This window comes from Bacillus sp. NH11B (assembly GCF_001884205.1).
GTDB lineage: Bacteria > Bacillota > Bacilli > Bacillales > Bacillaceae_G > Bacillus_A > Bacillus_A proteolyticus.
Genome location: NZ_MAOG01000141.1, coordinates 202,803 through 219,497 on the forward strand (window position 1 = coordinate 202,803; position 16,695 = coordinate 219,497).

A 16,695-nucleotide genomic window follows, 5' to 3' on the forward strand; every position below is an offset into this window, starting at 1 on the left:
AGTTTTTTTAGTAATTCCTCTATAACTATAAGAAAACTAGCTATGTTACTATTTGTTTTTTATTAATTTATATTTTTAAAATAAAAATACGGTAAGTGAAATTTAAGAATTTTCAAATAAAAAGAACCTACTTTTTGTAGGTTCTTACGATTAAGCTATATGGTTATATTTCGCTAAAAAAGGAACTCGTTTTGCTACTAGTGCATACATTTTGAAAATAAGTTTTGCTAACGGCTCAAATATACGTGTACTTTGCATTACTAAGCCGCTTGTAATAAATGTTAAGAACGCAGCACCAAGTATATCTAGAGGATAATGAACGCCTACGTACATGCGTGATACACCGACTAATATTGCCCATATTAACGCGATATATTTAAGTTTTTCTCCTCTAAGAATAAATACGAAAGCAATAGAAAATACAAGCACAGAATGATCACTTACAAATGATGAATCTGCTGCATGCGGTACTAATTGATTTACATGATGTGTTATAAAAGGACGCGGATGGTAATATACCGCATGTATAAGAACATTTACTAATAATGCAATACTAACTGAAAGTGTCGTATATAACACTGTATATTGTTTTCTAATTGCATTCTCTTTCTTTCCATTATTGAACCATAGGATAAGCATGAATAGAATAGCTACATATGGAACACTATTTGTAATAGCGATCATTAGCGTATCTAATAGCTTGGATGATCCAGCAAAGTTATTAATCCATTGAAATACTGTGTAATTCATATTACTCTCTCCTTATTATTTCTCATTGTACTTTAAATAAAGATACAAGTTCTTGATTTACACAGTATACAACATCAATATGAAAATGGGCTTAAACTTTTCTCATCTAATTCTCATGTTATTACTATTCATTTGACAATCGTGTAACTATTTACAAGAGCTAAGTATGTATAAAGGTTGTAAAACATTTTAAATAGTATGGTAAACACTTTATGCATGAATATAATATTTAACATGTTCATTTAAATATAATTTCTCTGAAATCATATTTTTATTCCATACGAAGGGCAATATTACCAAATTGTTCTCCTTGCTGCATTCGATTTAAAGCTTGAATTGCTTCTTCTAATGGATATACTTTATCAATGATTGGTTTAATATTATGTTCCTCTATAAAATGAATCATCTCATTAAATTCTTCACTGCTGCCCATTGATGTTCCCATTATATCGATTTGATTATAAAATAATGCTCGTAACGGCAATTCAATTTTATCTCCTGAACTTGCACCAAAATTAACGATTCTTCCATTAGGTTTTAATATATCAAAATATTTCAAGAAAGTCGCCGGACCTATACTATCTATAATTAAATCTATTTTTTCTCCATGTAAGCACTCTTCCCAATTACCAGAACTATTAAAAGAAAAGTCTGCTCCATATTTTTCTGCAGTCTTTCTTTTGCTCTCTATCCTTGAAGTAACACTCACCTTTGCTCCAATTGCTTTAGCAAATAACATAGCAAAAGTTGCTACACCACCGCCGATTCCTGGAATTAGAACATGTTCTCCAGATTTCAATTTCCCTTTTGTAAAAAGTGCTCTATATGCAGTTAATGCCGATAAAGATAACACACCAGATTCTTCCCACGTAAGATATGATGGCTTTTTCACTACATTTTCAGCTGGCACAATAACATATTCGGCAAACGTTCCATCTGCTGGTCCACCTAACACTTCAGGTAACGCTGGTATTTCGTGAGTATTATTCCATCCAATACTAGGATTTATAATAACCTCTGTATATAGTGTGATATTTGAAACACCTTCTCCTAATTCCGTAACAATACCTGCACCATCTGATCCTAAAATTAAAGGTAATTCCATTTCTTTTCTATTATTCATTATAAATAAATCACGATGATTTAAACCTGCTGTTTTTAATTTCACTTTAACTTCCCCAACATTAGGTGTTATCTCAGCTGATAATTTATATTCTAAACCCTCTAATCCTGTTTTATGTTGATGTACAATAGCTTTCATTAATTATTCCCCCTTAATACTTTCAATGTACTAGAAATATCGAAATAAATAAATTTTTTTGATTTCTAAGCATCAAAAAAGGAGGAAATACAAATGTATTCCTCCTTTTAAAGAGTTTTTTCAAAAAGAATTTTATAAACTTTAGTTATTAATGAGTAGTATAAGGAAATGTAATCGTAACAATTGTTCCTTCATTTTCTTTACTCTCTAATTGAATAGTTCCGTTATATTTTTCTACAAGCCGTTTTGCAATTGATAATCCTAGTCCATTGCCGCCTTGTTTACGACTTCTCGCTTTATCAACTCGATAAAAGCGGTTAAGAACAAAAGGTAAATCTGCTTCAGGTATGCCCGCTCCGTGATCTATTATACTAATTTTAATTTTGCCCGATTGTATACTTGATTCGATGCAAATATACTTATTAGCTTCTTTCGTATACTTGACCGCATTATCCATTACAATAATAATAATTTGTTCTAAGTAAGATGATGGGATTGAAACATAAGCTTCATCTGTATCCAATTTCAGATCAAATTGAAAGTCAGTTTGCAGTACTGCAAAGTTTTGTGTAACTTGTTTCAATACGCTATTAACATGGACTCGTTCGGCTGCTACTGGATGCATCTGTTCTGATTCAGCCCTTGATAGCTCTAGCAGTTCTGAAACTAATTTATTTAATCGATCTACTTCTTTTAAACTGGATTGAAGGGATTTATCCAATACTGCTGGATCATTTTTCCCCCATCGATTTAGCATTGATAAGTGCCCTTGAATAATTGTTAATGGTGTTCTTAATTCATGTGATGCGTCTTCTACAAACTGTTTTTGCTGTGTAAATGAGGTTTCTACTTCATCCATCATTTCGTTAAAAAGAATCGATAATTTTGCGAGTTCATCATTATTTTCTCTTACTGGAACCCTTTCGTTCAGTCCGTTTTTCTTAATACGCTTCATCGTATCTGTTATATTTTGAACACTCGATAAAAGCTTTTTCGTTATAAGTATTCCACCTAAAAAACTAAACACTAATCCGCATATTCCCGCAACAACCATTACCACTAAAATTATTTTTAATAAATGATCAAATGTCTCTAAGTTTTTCGCAAGCTCAATAGTTCCAGTAAATTTCTTTGTTTGAATGGGTATACGCTCAACTAATATTCGATCCTCTATATGTCTTTTTATAAATGATTCATCTTGCGTAACCATTTTGGGCTCTATCCATGCTTCATTAAAGTCTCGTGAAACAGTAACAATAGGTTTTCCATCTCTTCCTATAATACGAATCATTTGATGCTTATCGATCATGTTGTTTAGAAATTCTTTACTATTTTCAAATGTTTTGCTCGAGAGCGTATCATTTTTATCTTGAAAATATGCCGCTATTTCTGTCACTTGTCTGTTTATTTGTTTCTGTTCATAATCTATAGTCCACTTATTAATTACAATGAATTGTAATGCGCTATACAAAATAAACAAAATAAAAACTAGTGTAGTGGACCAAAGTGTTAATTTCCACTTTATAGGTAAATTTCTAATTCGGTACATAATGTTTTTTATCATTTCATTATATATCCAGCACCGCGGACTGTTTGGATATACTCCTCCTTATCTACACTATGTAACTTATTACGTAAATAACGAACATATACATCGACTATATTTGTCTCAACCATTGCATCGTATCCCCATACTTGATCAAGTAAAATATCACGGGTAAGAACTCGATTTATATTTTTCATAAACATAAGCAATAGCTCGAATTCTTTATTTGTAAGTTCAATTTCTTCGTTTCCTTTAGTTATAGTTCGAGATTCAATCTGAAGCTGTAAATCTTTAAACGTAAGAAAAGATGTGTTTTTATGTTCTATATTTTCTTCTCTTCTAAATATAACTCTCATACGTGCTAAAAGTTCTTCAATCGCAAACGGTTTTGGAAGATAATCATCAGCTCCACTATCTAAGCCTGTCACACGGTCCATAATACTATCACGAGCAGTCAACATAATAATAGGTGTATTTTTAGTTGCCCTTAGTCGACGACATACTTCCAGTCCATTTAATCCTGGTAACATTAAATCAAGTAAAATGAGATCATAACTTTTTTCAAGTGCAGCTTCTAATCCCTTTCTTCCATCAAGTTGTATATCTACTTTATATCCTTCATACTTTAATTCTAGTTCTAAAAAATCTGCCAAGCTTTCCTCATCTTCAATAATTAATATATGTTGCAACGGTACTTCCTCCTATGCGATTAAATGAATAAGCAATCCTATTCCGAATATAATTGCGATGATTTGATGTACTTTTCGATACATCATCAATTTTGTTTTCTGATTAGATTTCTGTAAAGTAAAGCCTGCAACCCCTAATGCTATTAAGGCTAAAAGAGAAAATATACCACTATATATTAGTATTATATGACGACTTCCTTTTATTAAAAAGTAAATGCCGTGAGTAGTCGTAACAGCTATTACAGCGTATCCAATTAATACGTGAAACTGTTTTATGAAAAGGTATAGTTCTTTAATCATTTTAAATCCGTGCATATTTTTTTTCCTTAAAAATAACCATATTTGACGTAAGAACCATAATGATGCAGCTATAATTGCCCCGTATTCACCTAAAGAACCTAATTTCTTATTTAGCCATTGTACATTTAATACATTCCCATACAAAACATTAATAAATAGCAATTCAACACTGCAAATAATAATAGTAATGCCTATTATTTTAACATACATATGGAAATATTTATTTCTAAGTATTTTCTCCATTTTATATAATCCCCTTTTGACTCAAAAACTCTATAATCAGCAGTGTATCAAGTGAAAGAGAGAATAACATGAGAGAAAGATTAAAATAAAATGAGAATCTGCAAACTACTTATATTTTATTTATATCCTTTTTGGCCAATTCTAATATGTTGCAAATAAACGGTACTTTTGCATTTGTATATGAAACACGATCAAAAGGATATGTAGCAGCAAGTTTCTCTTTTAATTCTCTATATTCTTCACGTGCCCACTCATGATTTTTTAGAAAGTCTCGGAATAAAAGGTTGTTCTTCCATTCTTCACTATTATAAATATAAACATGTAAATGGTGGGTACCAGCTCTCCATTTACCTTTTCTAAAAAAACGCCAATTAGGTGTTTTTTTAGGAACATATTCATAGCCAATTTCTTCTAGGGCTTCCCTCCAATTTTCGGTGATTTGTAAATTAGTTACACCAATCATCATATCAATAAGAGGTTTAGCCCCTAATCCTTCAACGGCTGTACTTCCTATATGTTCAATAGCAATAATTTCTTCATGGAGTGACGGCACAATTTTATTTTTTTCATTTAAAAACTCTGTATGCCAATATTGTTGGTACGGTTTAATTATGATTTTTCCATCCATTTTCTTTCCTCCTTATAATTGTACATTATTATATTTATAAAATTTAAGTTTATTAACATAGGGATTTCACAAAATATGTCGAATACTGTAATAGTCAACTTAATTATATTAAATATGAGGTGAATAATGAAAGATATTCCAGTTAAAATTCAGTTAGATACTATAACATTCCAACTAAAAAAACATCATAATTTTGATTGGCTTACAAAACTAGGTACAGTATTTGCGGTTTTTGACCAACAAGATTCCGGTAATATAAGTTTTGGTGTTGAAAAGAATGGGAAAAAGAACTTTATTAAATATGCAGGGGCACAAACACTCGCATATAATGCTTCTACAAATGAAGCTATAAAAAGATTAAAAAGCTCAGTTACTATATACAATGAATTAAAACACGTTTCTCTTATAAGTTTAATTGATCACTACCCTGTACAACATGGATATGTTTTAATTTTTGATTGGTTTGATGGTGAATGTCTTCACCCGCACTGGAGTTTCCCACCTCCAGCGAAATATATTGATCCTAGCTCACCATTTTATAAATTTAAGCATTTATCTATTAAGGAACGCATCGTATCATTGAATTCTATTTTTTCTTTCCACACTTACGTAGAACACAAAAACTATGTAGCTATTGATTTTTATGACGGTAGTATTTTGTACAACTTTAAAACGAATGAAACAAAAATTTGTGATATTGATTTATACAGTAACAAACCGTATGTAAATAAGATGGGGCGAATGTGGGGATCATCTCGTTTTATGTCACCTGAAGAGTTTCAACTTAATGCTGTAATAGACGGGAAAACTAATGTATTTAATATGGGGGCTATGGCTTTCGCGCTATTAGGTGGCGGGCAAGATCGTTCCTTTATGAAATGGGAAGCTAGTGAAGGCCTATATGAAGTAGCATACCGTGCTGTAAATGAAAATCGTAGTGAGCGCTATGCGTCAATGGAAGAGTTTAATAATGTATGGTTAAAAGTCTATAACGCTGAAAAGTTTTAAAAACTACATACATTATAAAATGTGTATATAAAACTTGTACTTTTATAATGTATAATACATATGGGATTGAAATTCAGAATAACGAGGCATGTATTATGAACTTTGTTTACATTAATCAAAATGTTTTAAATAATCTTCTATATATTTTAAGTAGTATATTTGTTTTTTATTTTATTTATGATAGTGGATACTTTAGGAAGAAATATAAGAAATTGCTTATTATTCTTTGTACGAGCATCCCACTAATTTTATGTATGCGGTACCCCATCTATATGGATGAAAATTGTATTCACGATTTAAGACAAATCCCCTTTTTAATTGGTACACTTTATGGTGGATTTCCTGTCGGTATTGCATTACTCATGATTTTATTAATAACACGTTTTATGTTTTATGGTTTTAGCCTGTTAACAATCATTGTGTATGGAATGATGTTAATAATTACAGTATTCGCATCATCAAAATTTAATACATACAATAGAAAAATGAAAGTAGCTTCATCTATATTTTTAACTTTTTTCCTTGCATTGTTTACAACAGTAATTGTTTTAACTCTATCGGATTTTGAAGTGAATAATTTGTACATTATTTATTTCATTTTATTACCAACTATTTTAATATTATTTATGGTCTATTTTAATGAAGTTTTAAAAGATGCAATATGCATGCGATCAAAATTAATAAAAGTTGAAAAAATGGAGATTGTCAGTCAACTCGCTGCAAGTATTTCACATGAAGTACGGAACCCTTTGACGGTTGTAAAAGGATTTACACAACTTTTAAAAACACCCAATATAACTCAACAATCCAGAGATGAATATATTGAACATATACTTGAAGAATTAAATCGTGCACAGGCAATTATTGATGATTACTTAACTTTTGCCAAACCTGCTTCAGAAAAACTAGATCGTATTTCAGTTGAGCACGAGTTACATCGAGTTATTAAAATGATATTGCCTTTATGTAATATGAATAATATTAATATTACACAAGAGTTCTCTGAGGGAATAATTATTGGTAATACACAGCACTTCCATCAATGTTTTTTAAATTTAATAAAAAACAGTATAGAAGCAATGCCAAGTGGCGGTAATCTAATTATATCTACAACTGTTAATAATAATAAGATCATAATACGGATTCAAGATAGTGGAATCGGAATGTCGCAAGAGCAAATTAATCGATTTGGCGAACCATATTTTAGCACAAAAACGAAAGGTACTGGTTTAGGAACAATGGTTGCTGTAAAAATTATCGAAACGATGCGAGGCACATTGAAAATCCGAAGTGTTATAAATAAAGGAACTACTTTAACAATCACATTACCTAAATGCAGTAATGAGGAGATTTCGTATAATAAATGAAAAAGGAGCTATTAAGCTCCTTTTTCATTTATTACGATACAAAAAGTACCTACTATGTTTTTTAAGTTTACATTTTGTAGAGACTAATTAGAAATTAGTATCCTCAGCCCCAACAGCTGCATCCAACAATTATTAATAAAATAAATAACACAACTAATAAAGCGAAACCTCCACCAAAACCACAAGAACCACCGAAACTCATGTTTTTTCCTCCTTTTGGTTTGAAAACTAATAGGTAGTTGATTTTTTTAACTGGTTCGTATTATACAGTATGTGTATCTCCCATTTTTGAGCATGTCTTCATAAAAATTAGTAAAAGCACTCTATTGAGAGTGCTTTAAAATGGGTACCAGAAACTTTGGAATACATTCAGCTTTAAGTAAACTGCAATAACCAAAATGATAATACCAACAAAAAGTGTGATGTAATCCTCCTTTTGTGCGTCCTTTGCATAGTACCACGTTCGTTTATCCTTTTTTCCAAAACCTCTTAAATCCATTGCATTTGAAACAGTATCAATCCTTTCTAATGAATGAATAATAAGTGGCCAAAAAATTAAAACACGGTTTTTCATACGAATCCACAAGCTCGCTTCTCCTTTTTCAAAAGGTACGCCTCTTGCTTCCTGTGCGTGTCTAATGATTATATATTCAGATTGAATGCTTGGTATATAACGCAGTGCAATATTTATTGCATATGTAATTTTATAAGGAACAGCAAATTTATTTAAGCTGCTTACAAATTCACTTGGATGAGTTGTATAAATAAAGAGAAGTGTAAATGGTAATAACGTAAAATATTTCAATGAAAGTGTAGCTGCATAAAATAAAGTTTCATATGTAATTGTTGCATAACCTATATAAAAAAAAGAGGTATACGATCCCGTTAATTCCGATCCATGGGTGGGCGTAATAAAAAGAATCATAACGGAATTTAATAAACTAAATGTAAATATAACGCTGAAAATAACTATTATTTTACGCAATTGAATTTTTGCAATTAAGAGGCCGATACATCCAACAATAAATAAAATTAGCAATATACGAAAATCAAAAAATAAAAAAGTAAGTGTCATACAAAATATAAATATAGATAATTTAATTGCACCATCCATACGATAAAAATACGTATTATGCATATTCCTCCCTCCTATTAGCCTCAATATAGAGTTTCACAAATGTTTCTGGAGTTGGAATTCCGCTTAATTTAGCTAGTTTTATTAATGAAATCTCTCGTAGATTAGCTCTTTGTAACATTCCTTGATCCCCTAAAACAGCAGATACAGTATTGTCCGCAATAATTTTCCCTTCATGCAGAACTACCGCTCGATCTGCATATTCTAAAGCAAGATTCATATCGTGTGTGATAATAATAAAGGATATGCCCCTTCCAGCCAATTTTCTAATAAACGACATAAACTGTTTGTAATGGTAATAATCTTGTCCAGCTGTCGGCTCATCTAATACAATAATTTTTGGGTTTGTTATAAGTACAGATGCAATAGTAACCCTCTTTTTTTGTCCATAGCTTAATGCCTGAATTGGCCAGTTACGAAATGGATATAATCCACAAATTCTTAAAGCTTTTTCGACTCTTGTCTCAATCTCATCTTTAGAAACCTTTTTTAATTTTAATGAATATGAAACCTCTTCTAAAACAGTAGGCTGTGTAATCATTTGATTTGGATTTTGCATAACGTAAGAAATAACTTCCCCGCGTTTACGAATAGACCAAGAATTTATATTTTCTCCATCGAATGTTATTCTCCCATTCTTTGTTTTATTTATTCCTATAAGAGTATGAGCTAATGTCGATTTCCCTGCTCCATTATGACCCAATAACGCTACTATTTCTCCCTCTCCTATTGAAAGGTTGATATCTTCTAAGGCTGTATGTTTGTTATTGTACGTAAATGATAAATTTTCTATCTTGCATAAAGCTTTTTTAATATATTTGTTTTTTGATGAAACTTGCTTCTGCATCCAGTTCTTTAATAGGCTATGAACACCTGCATTACGAAGATTTTCAATTGGAAATACCCTAACATTATTACTGTCAAAATTTAATTTCTTTAGCGCCTCTATATAAATAGGTTCTCTTAGTCCGATATTTGGTAATATATTAGAATTTAAAATACTATCCGGTGAACCAATGGCAATAACTTCCCCCTCGTCTATTAAAATAATTTTATCTAAATCAAGGTTTAAAATTTCTTCTATTCGATGTTCAATAATTACAATTGTTTTATTATATTTCTCATGTATATTTTTAATGAGTTCTATTGTATTCAAACTACATGCAGGATCCAAATTAGCTAACGGTTCATCAAATAATAATATATCTGCATTTGTCGTTAGCAGACCTGCAAGAGAGACTGTCTGTTTTTGACCTCCTGATAATTCATGTGGACTTTGTGTATGAAAGTCCTGCATGCTTACCTTGTTTAAAGAATCCGTAACAATCTTTCTCATTTCTATTTGATTTACACAATCGTTTTCTAATGCAAATGCTACATCCTCTTCGACAGTAAGACCTATAAATTGTGAATCTTGATCTTGTAATATTGTCCCTACGTGTTTACTCTGCTCAAAAACACTACCTTTTCTCGGGTCCTTTCCAGCTATTAAAATGTTACCGGTACTTATCCCTTCGTAAGAAAATGGGATTAGCCCATTTATACAATGCGCTAATGTTGACTTACCTGAACCACTTCGTCCAGCGATAAGTACCTTTTCCCCAGGATATATTTGAAATGTAATATTTTTTAAAGTAGGCTGCGTGGCATGCCTATATTGAAAGGTAAATTGTTCAAAAGAAATAATTGGTTGCATGTATTCATCCCTACTTTTCAATTTTTAAATGTGTATGTTTCTTATTTGATTTCGCTAAGCCGATCGTGATTGGTAAGCCAAGAACTAAAAATACGATAACGTCTGCAATTGTTGCGCCTAGTACTTGTATAACTATTTTGTCAAACGGTTCTCCCATCACAATAATATCGAATGCCCCAGCAAATATAATAGCAATGACAATACCAATTAACCCTGCAATTGCAAAATAAGAAATATCACGGTTATTATACGTTCCATGTTTTACACTAAAACCAACTCTTTTTTGTATGAGTCCCATTGCAAAACCAATAATACCTGAACTAATAACCCATCCCCACCAAATACCCCAACCAGCGATCGTATCTGTAACGGTATGACCGATGAGTCCTATTAAAAGTCCTGCTACCGGGCCAAATAACGCTCCAAAAACTGTTAAAATAGCCAATGCGGGTTTAATAAATGTATTCGGTGCGATAGAAAATCCCCAAAGCCCTAATACCCCGTATAAAGCTGCTCCAATTCCAATAGCTACTACTAGCTTTGTCGTTAATTTGTTCATTACAATTCCCCTCTCGTATTATTCAACTTTTAATACTCTATATTTCTTTTGAAAATAAATTATGCATCGACACTTCCTTTCTATACAACAAAAAATGACCTCTTAAATAAGAGGTCATTTTCTTTCACGTACAAGAATCCCCTTATCTTTCAAAAGACACATAATGTCCTCTGCGGAATTAGCACCTTCCTATGTAATTACATAGGGGTTGCTGAGGCTTCATAGGGCCGTTCCCTCTACCTCTCTGGATAAGTATTAATTTGTAATTCGTATTATGGCACTAAGAAAGATAAATTTCAACACTTTTCTAATTATTTTTATTTTTTATTAAACAGTGCATTTAAATCATTGTATTCTTATCGGAATTATGAAATAATAAATTCAAAATTGTTACAGGGGGGAATGTATGATGAAAGTAATTGGTTTAATTGGTGGGTTAAGCTGGGAATCTACATCACTATACTATAAACATATTAATACTCTAACACTCTCTCAATACGATCAAAATGCGAAGCTAGTTTTATATAGTATGGATTTTGGAGAAGTAACTACTTTATTACAAAACCATCAATATGAAGAAGTGAAAAACGAATTAGTCACAGTTGCTAAAAAGGTTGAAAAGTCCGGGGCGGAATGTTTACTAATGTGTTCAAATACGGTCCATTTATTTGCTGAGGAAGTAGAACAAGCAATATCAATCCCACTTCTTCATATCGGTGATGTAAGTGCTAAAGAAATGGTAGAACAAAATATAAAACGTATCGGACTATTAGGAACAAAACAAACGATGGAACAAGATTTCTATACATCACGACTAGCAAAATATAACATTGAGACAATTATCCCAAATGACGAAGAAAGAACTTTTATCCATCACGTCATATTAAACGAATTAAGTAGAGGCATTATTTCAGAAACTTCAAGAGAGAAACTAATACAAATTACCAATTCATTAATTCAAAACGGTGCGGAAGGTATATTACTAGGCTGTACTGAAATACCATTGCTTATTTCCCAAAATGACCTTACTGTTCCTGTTTTTGATACTGCTTTTTTACATGCAAATACTGCTGTACAATTTGCTGGATAATAATATAAAAGCATAAAGGTGGATCCTCTATGCTTTTATATTGTCCGAACTATTTATTTAAAAGAGCATCAATAACTGCAATGGCTCTTTTGGAACCACCACACTCTAAAAAACTTTCATTCAGTTTTCGAATGCCATGTCTATACTTTTTATTTGAAAGAACGTCTGTTACCGCCTCTTTTAAAGTTTGCACATTAACATGCTCTTTCAATAATCTATGTGCTGCCTCAAGCTCAGTTAATCTTTGCGCTATCATAGGTTGATCTTTATCATGCGGTATTATCACAAATGGGACATTGTAATAAATTGCATCGTGCACACTATTCATTCCACCATGTGTAATAAAAACATCTGCTTCACTTAATATTTCTGATTGAGGTACGTAAGGGGCTATAATAAAGTTGTCTGGCGCTTGCTTAATTTTTGAAATATCATTTCTATCACCGATCGCCATTACTACAATCCCTTCGAAATTTGAAAAAGCATCAATACAAGTATTAAAAAATGGTTCGAGCCCTTCAAGAAGTGTTCCCATTGAAATATAAATAACTTTCTTTTTTGAAAGCAATTCAAGTGGAAACTTTGCATTTGTTTTGCGCTTTATAATACTCGGTCCAATAAAAACATTGTTTTCTCCGAACGAATCGCTATTAGGCTGAAAATAACGACTTGTATACACGAGACTAATATCTCCCTTATTATGCATAAATTGAAGATTATTTTTGGGCTTTACTCCAAATTCATGTTCCATTTGATACAGTAACTTTTCAGAGAGTTCATCGGGTTGGAATTGTATTTCTGCATTTGGATGAAAAGGCAAGGTTTCCAATAATTCTGGTGGAATTAAAAATATAGGAGAGGAAACTATGCCTGGAACTTGTAAATATTCCTTTACTAACTCTCCGGCACCAAATATATCATAAACTACGAAATCAAAATTTATGCTTTTACATAATTCTTTCGTAATTTCTAATATATATAAAGAAGTTTGAACATGTACATGAAAGAAAGATTTTAATCCATATGAAGTTTCATTATCAATAGAAATCTCCTTTAATAAATCCGGATGAGTATGTACAATAGCCCCCAAAACTTCAAGCCTTTCCTTAAAGTTTTCCGTTGTAATATAGTGTACGTTATCTCCTCTTTCAGTAAAGGCCTTTACTAAACTTAATGTAGGATTTACATGTCCCTCTGCAGGAAAATTAATTATTAAAATATTCAACACGTATTTCTCACTCCTTACAATTCAATGTTCTTATTAATCGTACTGTTATTAATACAAGCAATCTTCCTCTAATAGTCCCAATATGCTTACTACTTTAGGTTGATAAATAATTATCAGTCATCGGAAAAGGCATCTACATAAGTAGATGCCTAACTGTGATAAGGAGTGTTCTCTGAGGTTAGGATAAGCTTTTCTGCTTGTCCTATGCTATCAATATATGAATTATTTTATAAAACGTGAATAGTTAATAGAATTATTTTAACCATTTTATTTGATCAAATGGATAATATACCATTTTCACTTTACCTATTACATGTGACTCATCGATAAGTCCAAGTGTATTCCTACTATCTTTACTATGATTTCGATTATCACCTAATACAAATAATTTATGCGAGGGAACTTTCATTTCTCTAAAGTTTGAAAAATGATTTGATACTTGTGACATATCTAACTGTATATACAACTCATCTCGCTTTTTACCGTTAATATATACCACATCGTTTCTTAATTGTATGTTATCCCCTGGTAATCCAATAATTCGTTTCACGTAGTATGTAGGCTCGTCTTCTTTTTTTATTATTACAACATCACCATGATGAAAAGAAGAAAAATAAGCACTAGCCTTATTAACTAGTATGCGATTATTTTCATTCAAAGTAGGTTGCATCGAAATTCCTTCTACCACACAAAATAAAAATGACTTATTAATAAATAATAATTCCTATTATAATTAAAATATACCTACATATTTTTCTCCAATCTTTTAGAATCAATTGCTTCATATATACCTCATTTCTAATCTATTCGTATGTAAAAACGTCTCTAGTTCATATAAATGCCAGAGACGTTTCGTATATTTTAATTCTCCTTAGAGTCATCTATTTTTGGTGCTTCGCCAGTTAATCGCTTATTTTTTAAATCAAAATAAGCATCTAAAACTTCTTTTCCAATATCAGAGTTAATACCAGACTTATCATTTATAACCCATGGTACTACAACGGAAAATGCTACTTCTGGATCATCATATGGCGCATATCCTGCTAATGTTAAATTATAGCATTCTCTACGATTGCCTTTCTCATTTCTCCCAATATCACTTTCTCCACCGTATACAGTCTGTGCAGTTCCTGTTTTTCCAGCTGGTTTATAGGGTGCTTTTTGGAACGCCCTTACTCCCGTTCCATCCCCTTCTTGGAATACTTTCCTAAAGCCTTCTTTTACTTGATTGATATATTCTTCTTTCATATCAATTCTATTTAAAACAACGGGTTCTATTGATTGTACTACTTTACCGACCTCATCTTTTTGAACGGTTTGTTCTCTAATTTCTTGAAGAATTTGTGGTTTCATACGATACCCGCCATTTGCAATAGTTGAAATATATTGTGCAAGCTGAAGTGGTGTATACGTATCATACTGACCAATAGAAAAGTCTAATAAGAAACCTGGCTGATTATCTTTTCTCCCAATTTGCCCCGCTGTTTCATTCGGTAAATCAATACCTGTTGGAACACCTAAACCAAATTGTCTGAAATAATATCTCATCTTATCAAAGTATTCTTGTTTAATATCTAGTGAACTGTTCTTTACATAATCCACACCAGCAATTTTTAATGCTGTGTTAAACATATAAACGTTAGAGGAAACTTGTAAAGCTCTTAGGTCATCTATATCTCCAAAATCTTTCCATGACTTTTTCTCCTTAGTTCCTTTAAACTTCATAGGTGCATCATAAAAATGTGTTCCCGGTGTTATAGCTTTTGTTTCAAATCCGGTTAATACTGTAGCACCTTTAACAGTTGATCCAAGCTCGTATGAACTTGTCAGCGTACCTAAAGCGTAATCTTCTACTTCCATTTTCCCATCTTTTTCTACAAGTCTTTTCCCAGCCATCGATAATACTTGGCCGTTTTTCGGATTCATCATTACAACGAAAGCACGGTCTAACATTGATTCTGAACCTTTATATGCCTTTAATATTTTTTCTATACTCTCTTCTACTTTTTTCTGTAATTCCATATCAATTGTTAACGTTAAATTCTTGCCGCTTTTCCCTTCAGAAACTGTCTCCGTTCTAATTGTATTACCTTGTTTATCAGCAATACTTCTTACTTTTTCTTTCGTGCCATGAAGTACATCTTCGTATTGCTGTTCGATGTAACTTTTCCCGACCCGGTCATTCCGGCTATACTCCCGCACTAAATAATAATCTAATCGTTCACGTGGTAATCCCTCATCAGCATTCGAAACATTTCCAAGGACTGAACGGAATAAGCCATCATTTACATAGAGCCGTTCCCAATCAACTGATGCGTCAACCCCAGGGAGATTTGCTAAATTTTCGCTAACCACAGCATATTCCTTTTCACTAACATCTTTTTTTATAATTTGAGGTACCATTTGATAACCTGAAGTCATTTTACTTTTAATAGCTAACACTTCTATGTCTTTTGCTGTTAATTCTTGAAGATTTTTTTCTGTAACTCGCTTTCTTTTTAACTCTTCTATTTTTTTGTCTAACTCTTTTCCGTTAATATCCTTTACTCTAAACTTATCTATTTCTTTTTTAGATACTAAATCTTGAGTAAGTTTTGGATTTAACTGCATCCAAAAATCTTTCTTATCCGTCTCGGTTAACTTATCTATATCTTCTTGCGGCATTTCAATTATTTCTGCAAGTTGTCTTGCAGTTTTTAGCATTTCTTCCGATTTTACACCTTTCACCTTTGTATATGTAATCGTACGTAAAGACTTATTGTCCACCACTGAATTCCCTTCACGGTCATAAATTTTGCCGCGTGGTACTGTAAGACTAACAGTTGCATTCTCTCTTTTTTCTACTTCATTCTTGTATGTTTCTCCATCGAAAATTTGTACTTTACCTAACTGGATTATAATTCCAGAAAATAATAAAAATACGCAAAAGAATAAAATATTTAACCGTATAGGTAGTGCTCTACCACTCTTTTTCTCTTTCTTTTTCACCCTGTCATAATCTCCTCCTTACAACATTTTTAATATTTTTTAGCTCTCTATATTAAAAGTAATGTACAATTTCCACACATTACTTTGTACGTATATTAATATAACGTTTAAAACTTAATAGAAATTAAAACAAATATAAAGAAAAAGTAAAGTTTACTAAATTAAATATAAAAATACCCAAGAACAAAAGCTTAGCTTTGTTCTTGG

General features: G+C 31.8%; 15 protein-coding genes, 1 pseudogene and 1 riboswitch. Of the genes and pseudogenes, 3 read left to right on the forward strand and 13 right to left on the reverse strand.

What is annotated here, in order from left to right:
- Nucleotides 1–150: 150 nt before the first annotated feature.
- From BAU27_RS27480 to BAU27_RS27505, 6 genes are all read right to left on the reverse strand, one after another.
- Nucleotides 151–750: an undecaprenyl-diphosphatase gene (locus BAU27_RS27480; protein WP_071772636.1), complete on the reverse strand. Its 600-nt coding sequence runs from the start codon at nt 748–750 to the stop codon at nt 151–153.
- Between the two features lie 271 nt (nt 751–1,021).
- Nucleotides 1,022–2,011 carry a zinc-binding dehydrogenase gene (locus BAU27_RS27485; protein ID WP_071772637.1) on the reverse strand — a complete coding sequence of 330 codons (990 nt, stop codon included), beginning with the start codon at nt 2,009–2,011 and terminating at the stop codon, nt 1,022–1,024.
- A gap of 148 nt (nt 2,012–2,159) precedes the next feature.
- Nucleotides 2,160–3,575: a sensor histidine kinase gene (locus BAU27_RS27490; protein WP_071746076.1), complete on the reverse strand. Its 1,416-nt coding sequence runs from the start codon at nt 3,573–3,575 to the stop codon at nt 2,160–2,162.
- Nucleotides 3,572–4,246 (reverse strand): response regulator transcription factor, encoded by a 675-nt coding sequence (locus BAU27_RS27495; protein WP_071772638.1) that lies wholly within the window; start codon nt 4,244–4,246, stop codon nt 3,572–3,574. The genes BAU27_RS27490 and BAU27_RS27495 overlap by 4 nt, the downstream gene beginning before the upstream one ends.
- 12 nt (nt 4,247–4,258) lie before the next feature.
- Entirely contained in the window at nt 4,259–4,789 is a 531-nt protein-coding gene (locus BAU27_RS27500) for a hypothetical protein (protein WP_071746078.1), read from the reverse strand.
- A 109-nt stretch (nt 4,790–4,898) separates the two neighbouring features.
- Nucleotides 4,899–5,417: a GrpB family protein gene (locus BAU27_RS27505; RefSeq protein ID WP_071772639.1), complete on the reverse strand. Its 519-nt coding sequence runs from the start codon at nt 5,415–5,417 to the stop codon at nt 4,899–4,901.
- Nucleotides 5,418–5,543: 126 nt separating this feature from the next.
- Between BAU27_RS27505 and BAU27_RS27510 the strand changes: the two genes are divergently transcribed.
- Nucleotides 5,544–6,425, forward strand: a complete 882-nt coding sequence (locus BAU27_RS27510; RefSeq protein ID WP_071746080.1) for a protein kinase family protein — start codon at nt 5,544–5,546, stop codon at nt 6,423–6,425.
- A 47-nt stretch (nt 6,426–6,472) separates the two neighbouring features.
- Nucleotides 6,473–7,792 (forward strand): sensor histidine kinase, encoded by a 1,320-nt coding sequence (locus tag BAU27_RS27515; protein WP_071746081.1) that lies wholly within the window; start codon nt 6,473–6,475, stop codon nt 7,790–7,792.
- Nucleotides 7,793–7,895: 103 nt separating this feature from the next.
- On the opposite strand, the gene BAU27_RS27520 is transcribed toward BAU27_RS27515, so the two are convergent.
- The 4 genes from BAU27_RS27520 to BAU27_RS27535 all read right to left on the reverse strand — a co-directional run bounded on the left by BAU27_RS27520 (nt 7,896) and on the right by BAU27_RS27535 (nt 11,182).
- Nucleotides 7,896–7,994, reverse strand: coding sequence for a YjcZ family sporulation protein (locus BAU27_RS27520; protein ID WP_016115012.1), 99 nt, complete (start codon nt 7,992–7,994; stop codon nt 7,896–7,898).
- 135 nt (nt 7,995–8,129) lie between these two features.
- Complete coding sequence (locus BAU27_RS27525) at nt 8,130–8,930, reverse strand: energy-coupling factor transporter transmembrane component T family protein (protein WP_071746082.1); 801 nt, start codon at nt 8,928–8,930, stop codon at nt 8,130–8,132.
- On the reverse strand, nt 8,923–10,623 hold the full coding sequence (locus BAU27_RS27530) for an ABC transporter ATP-binding protein (RefSeq protein ID WP_071746083.1): 1,701 nt from the start codon (nt 10,621–10,623) through the stop codon (nt 8,923–8,925). Before BAU27_RS27530 ends, BAU27_RS27525 begins: the two co-directional genes overlap by 8 nt.
- A 10-nt stretch (nt 10,624–10,633) precedes the next feature.
- Complete coding sequence (locus tag BAU27_RS27535; protein WP_002013166.1) at nt 10,634–11,182, reverse strand: ECF-type riboflavin transporter substrate-binding protein; 549 nt, start codon at nt 11,180–11,182, stop codon at nt 10,634–10,636.
- Between the two features lie 139 nt (nt 11,183–11,321).
- Nucleotides 11,322–11,437, reverse strand: a riboswitch (SAM riboswitch).
- 151 nt (nt 11,438–11,588) lie between these two features.
- On the opposite strand from BAU27_RS27535, the gene BAU27_RS27540 reads away from it, so the two are divergent.
- The gene (locus BAU27_RS27540; RefSeq protein ID WP_000978599.1) at nt 11,589–12,272 is read left to right on the forward strand and encodes an aspartate/glutamate racemase family protein; all 684 of its coding nucleotides are present in this window, start codon (nt 11,589–11,591) and stop codon (nt 12,270–12,272) included.
- 49 nt (nt 12,273–12,321) lie between these two features.
- Here BAU27_RS27540 and BAU27_RS27545 read toward each other — a convergent pair whose 3' ends face one another.
- The 3 genes and pseudogenes from BAU27_RS27545 to BAU27_RS27555 all read right to left on the reverse strand — a co-directional run bounded on the left by BAU27_RS27545 (nt 12,322) and on the right by BAU27_RS27555 (nt 16,488).
- Nucleotides 12,322–13,500 carry a macrolide family glycosyltransferase gene (locus BAU27_RS27545; protein WP_071746084.1) on the reverse strand — a complete coding sequence of 393 codons (1,179 nt, stop codon included), beginning with the start codon at nt 13,498–13,500 and terminating at the stop codon, nt 12,322–12,324.
- A 253-nt stretch (nt 13,501–13,753) separates the two neighbouring features.
- Nucleotides 13,754–14,285 (reverse strand): annotated as a pseudogene (lepB, locus tag BAU27_RS27550) (signal peptidase I).
- Between the two features lie 76 nt (nt 14,286–14,361).
- Entirely contained in the window at nt 14,362–16,488 is a 2,127-nt protein-coding gene (locus tag BAU27_RS27555; protein ID WP_071772640.1) for a peptidoglycan D,D-transpeptidase FtsI family protein, read from the reverse strand.
- Between the last annotated feature and the right edge of the window lie 207 nt (nt 16,489–16,695).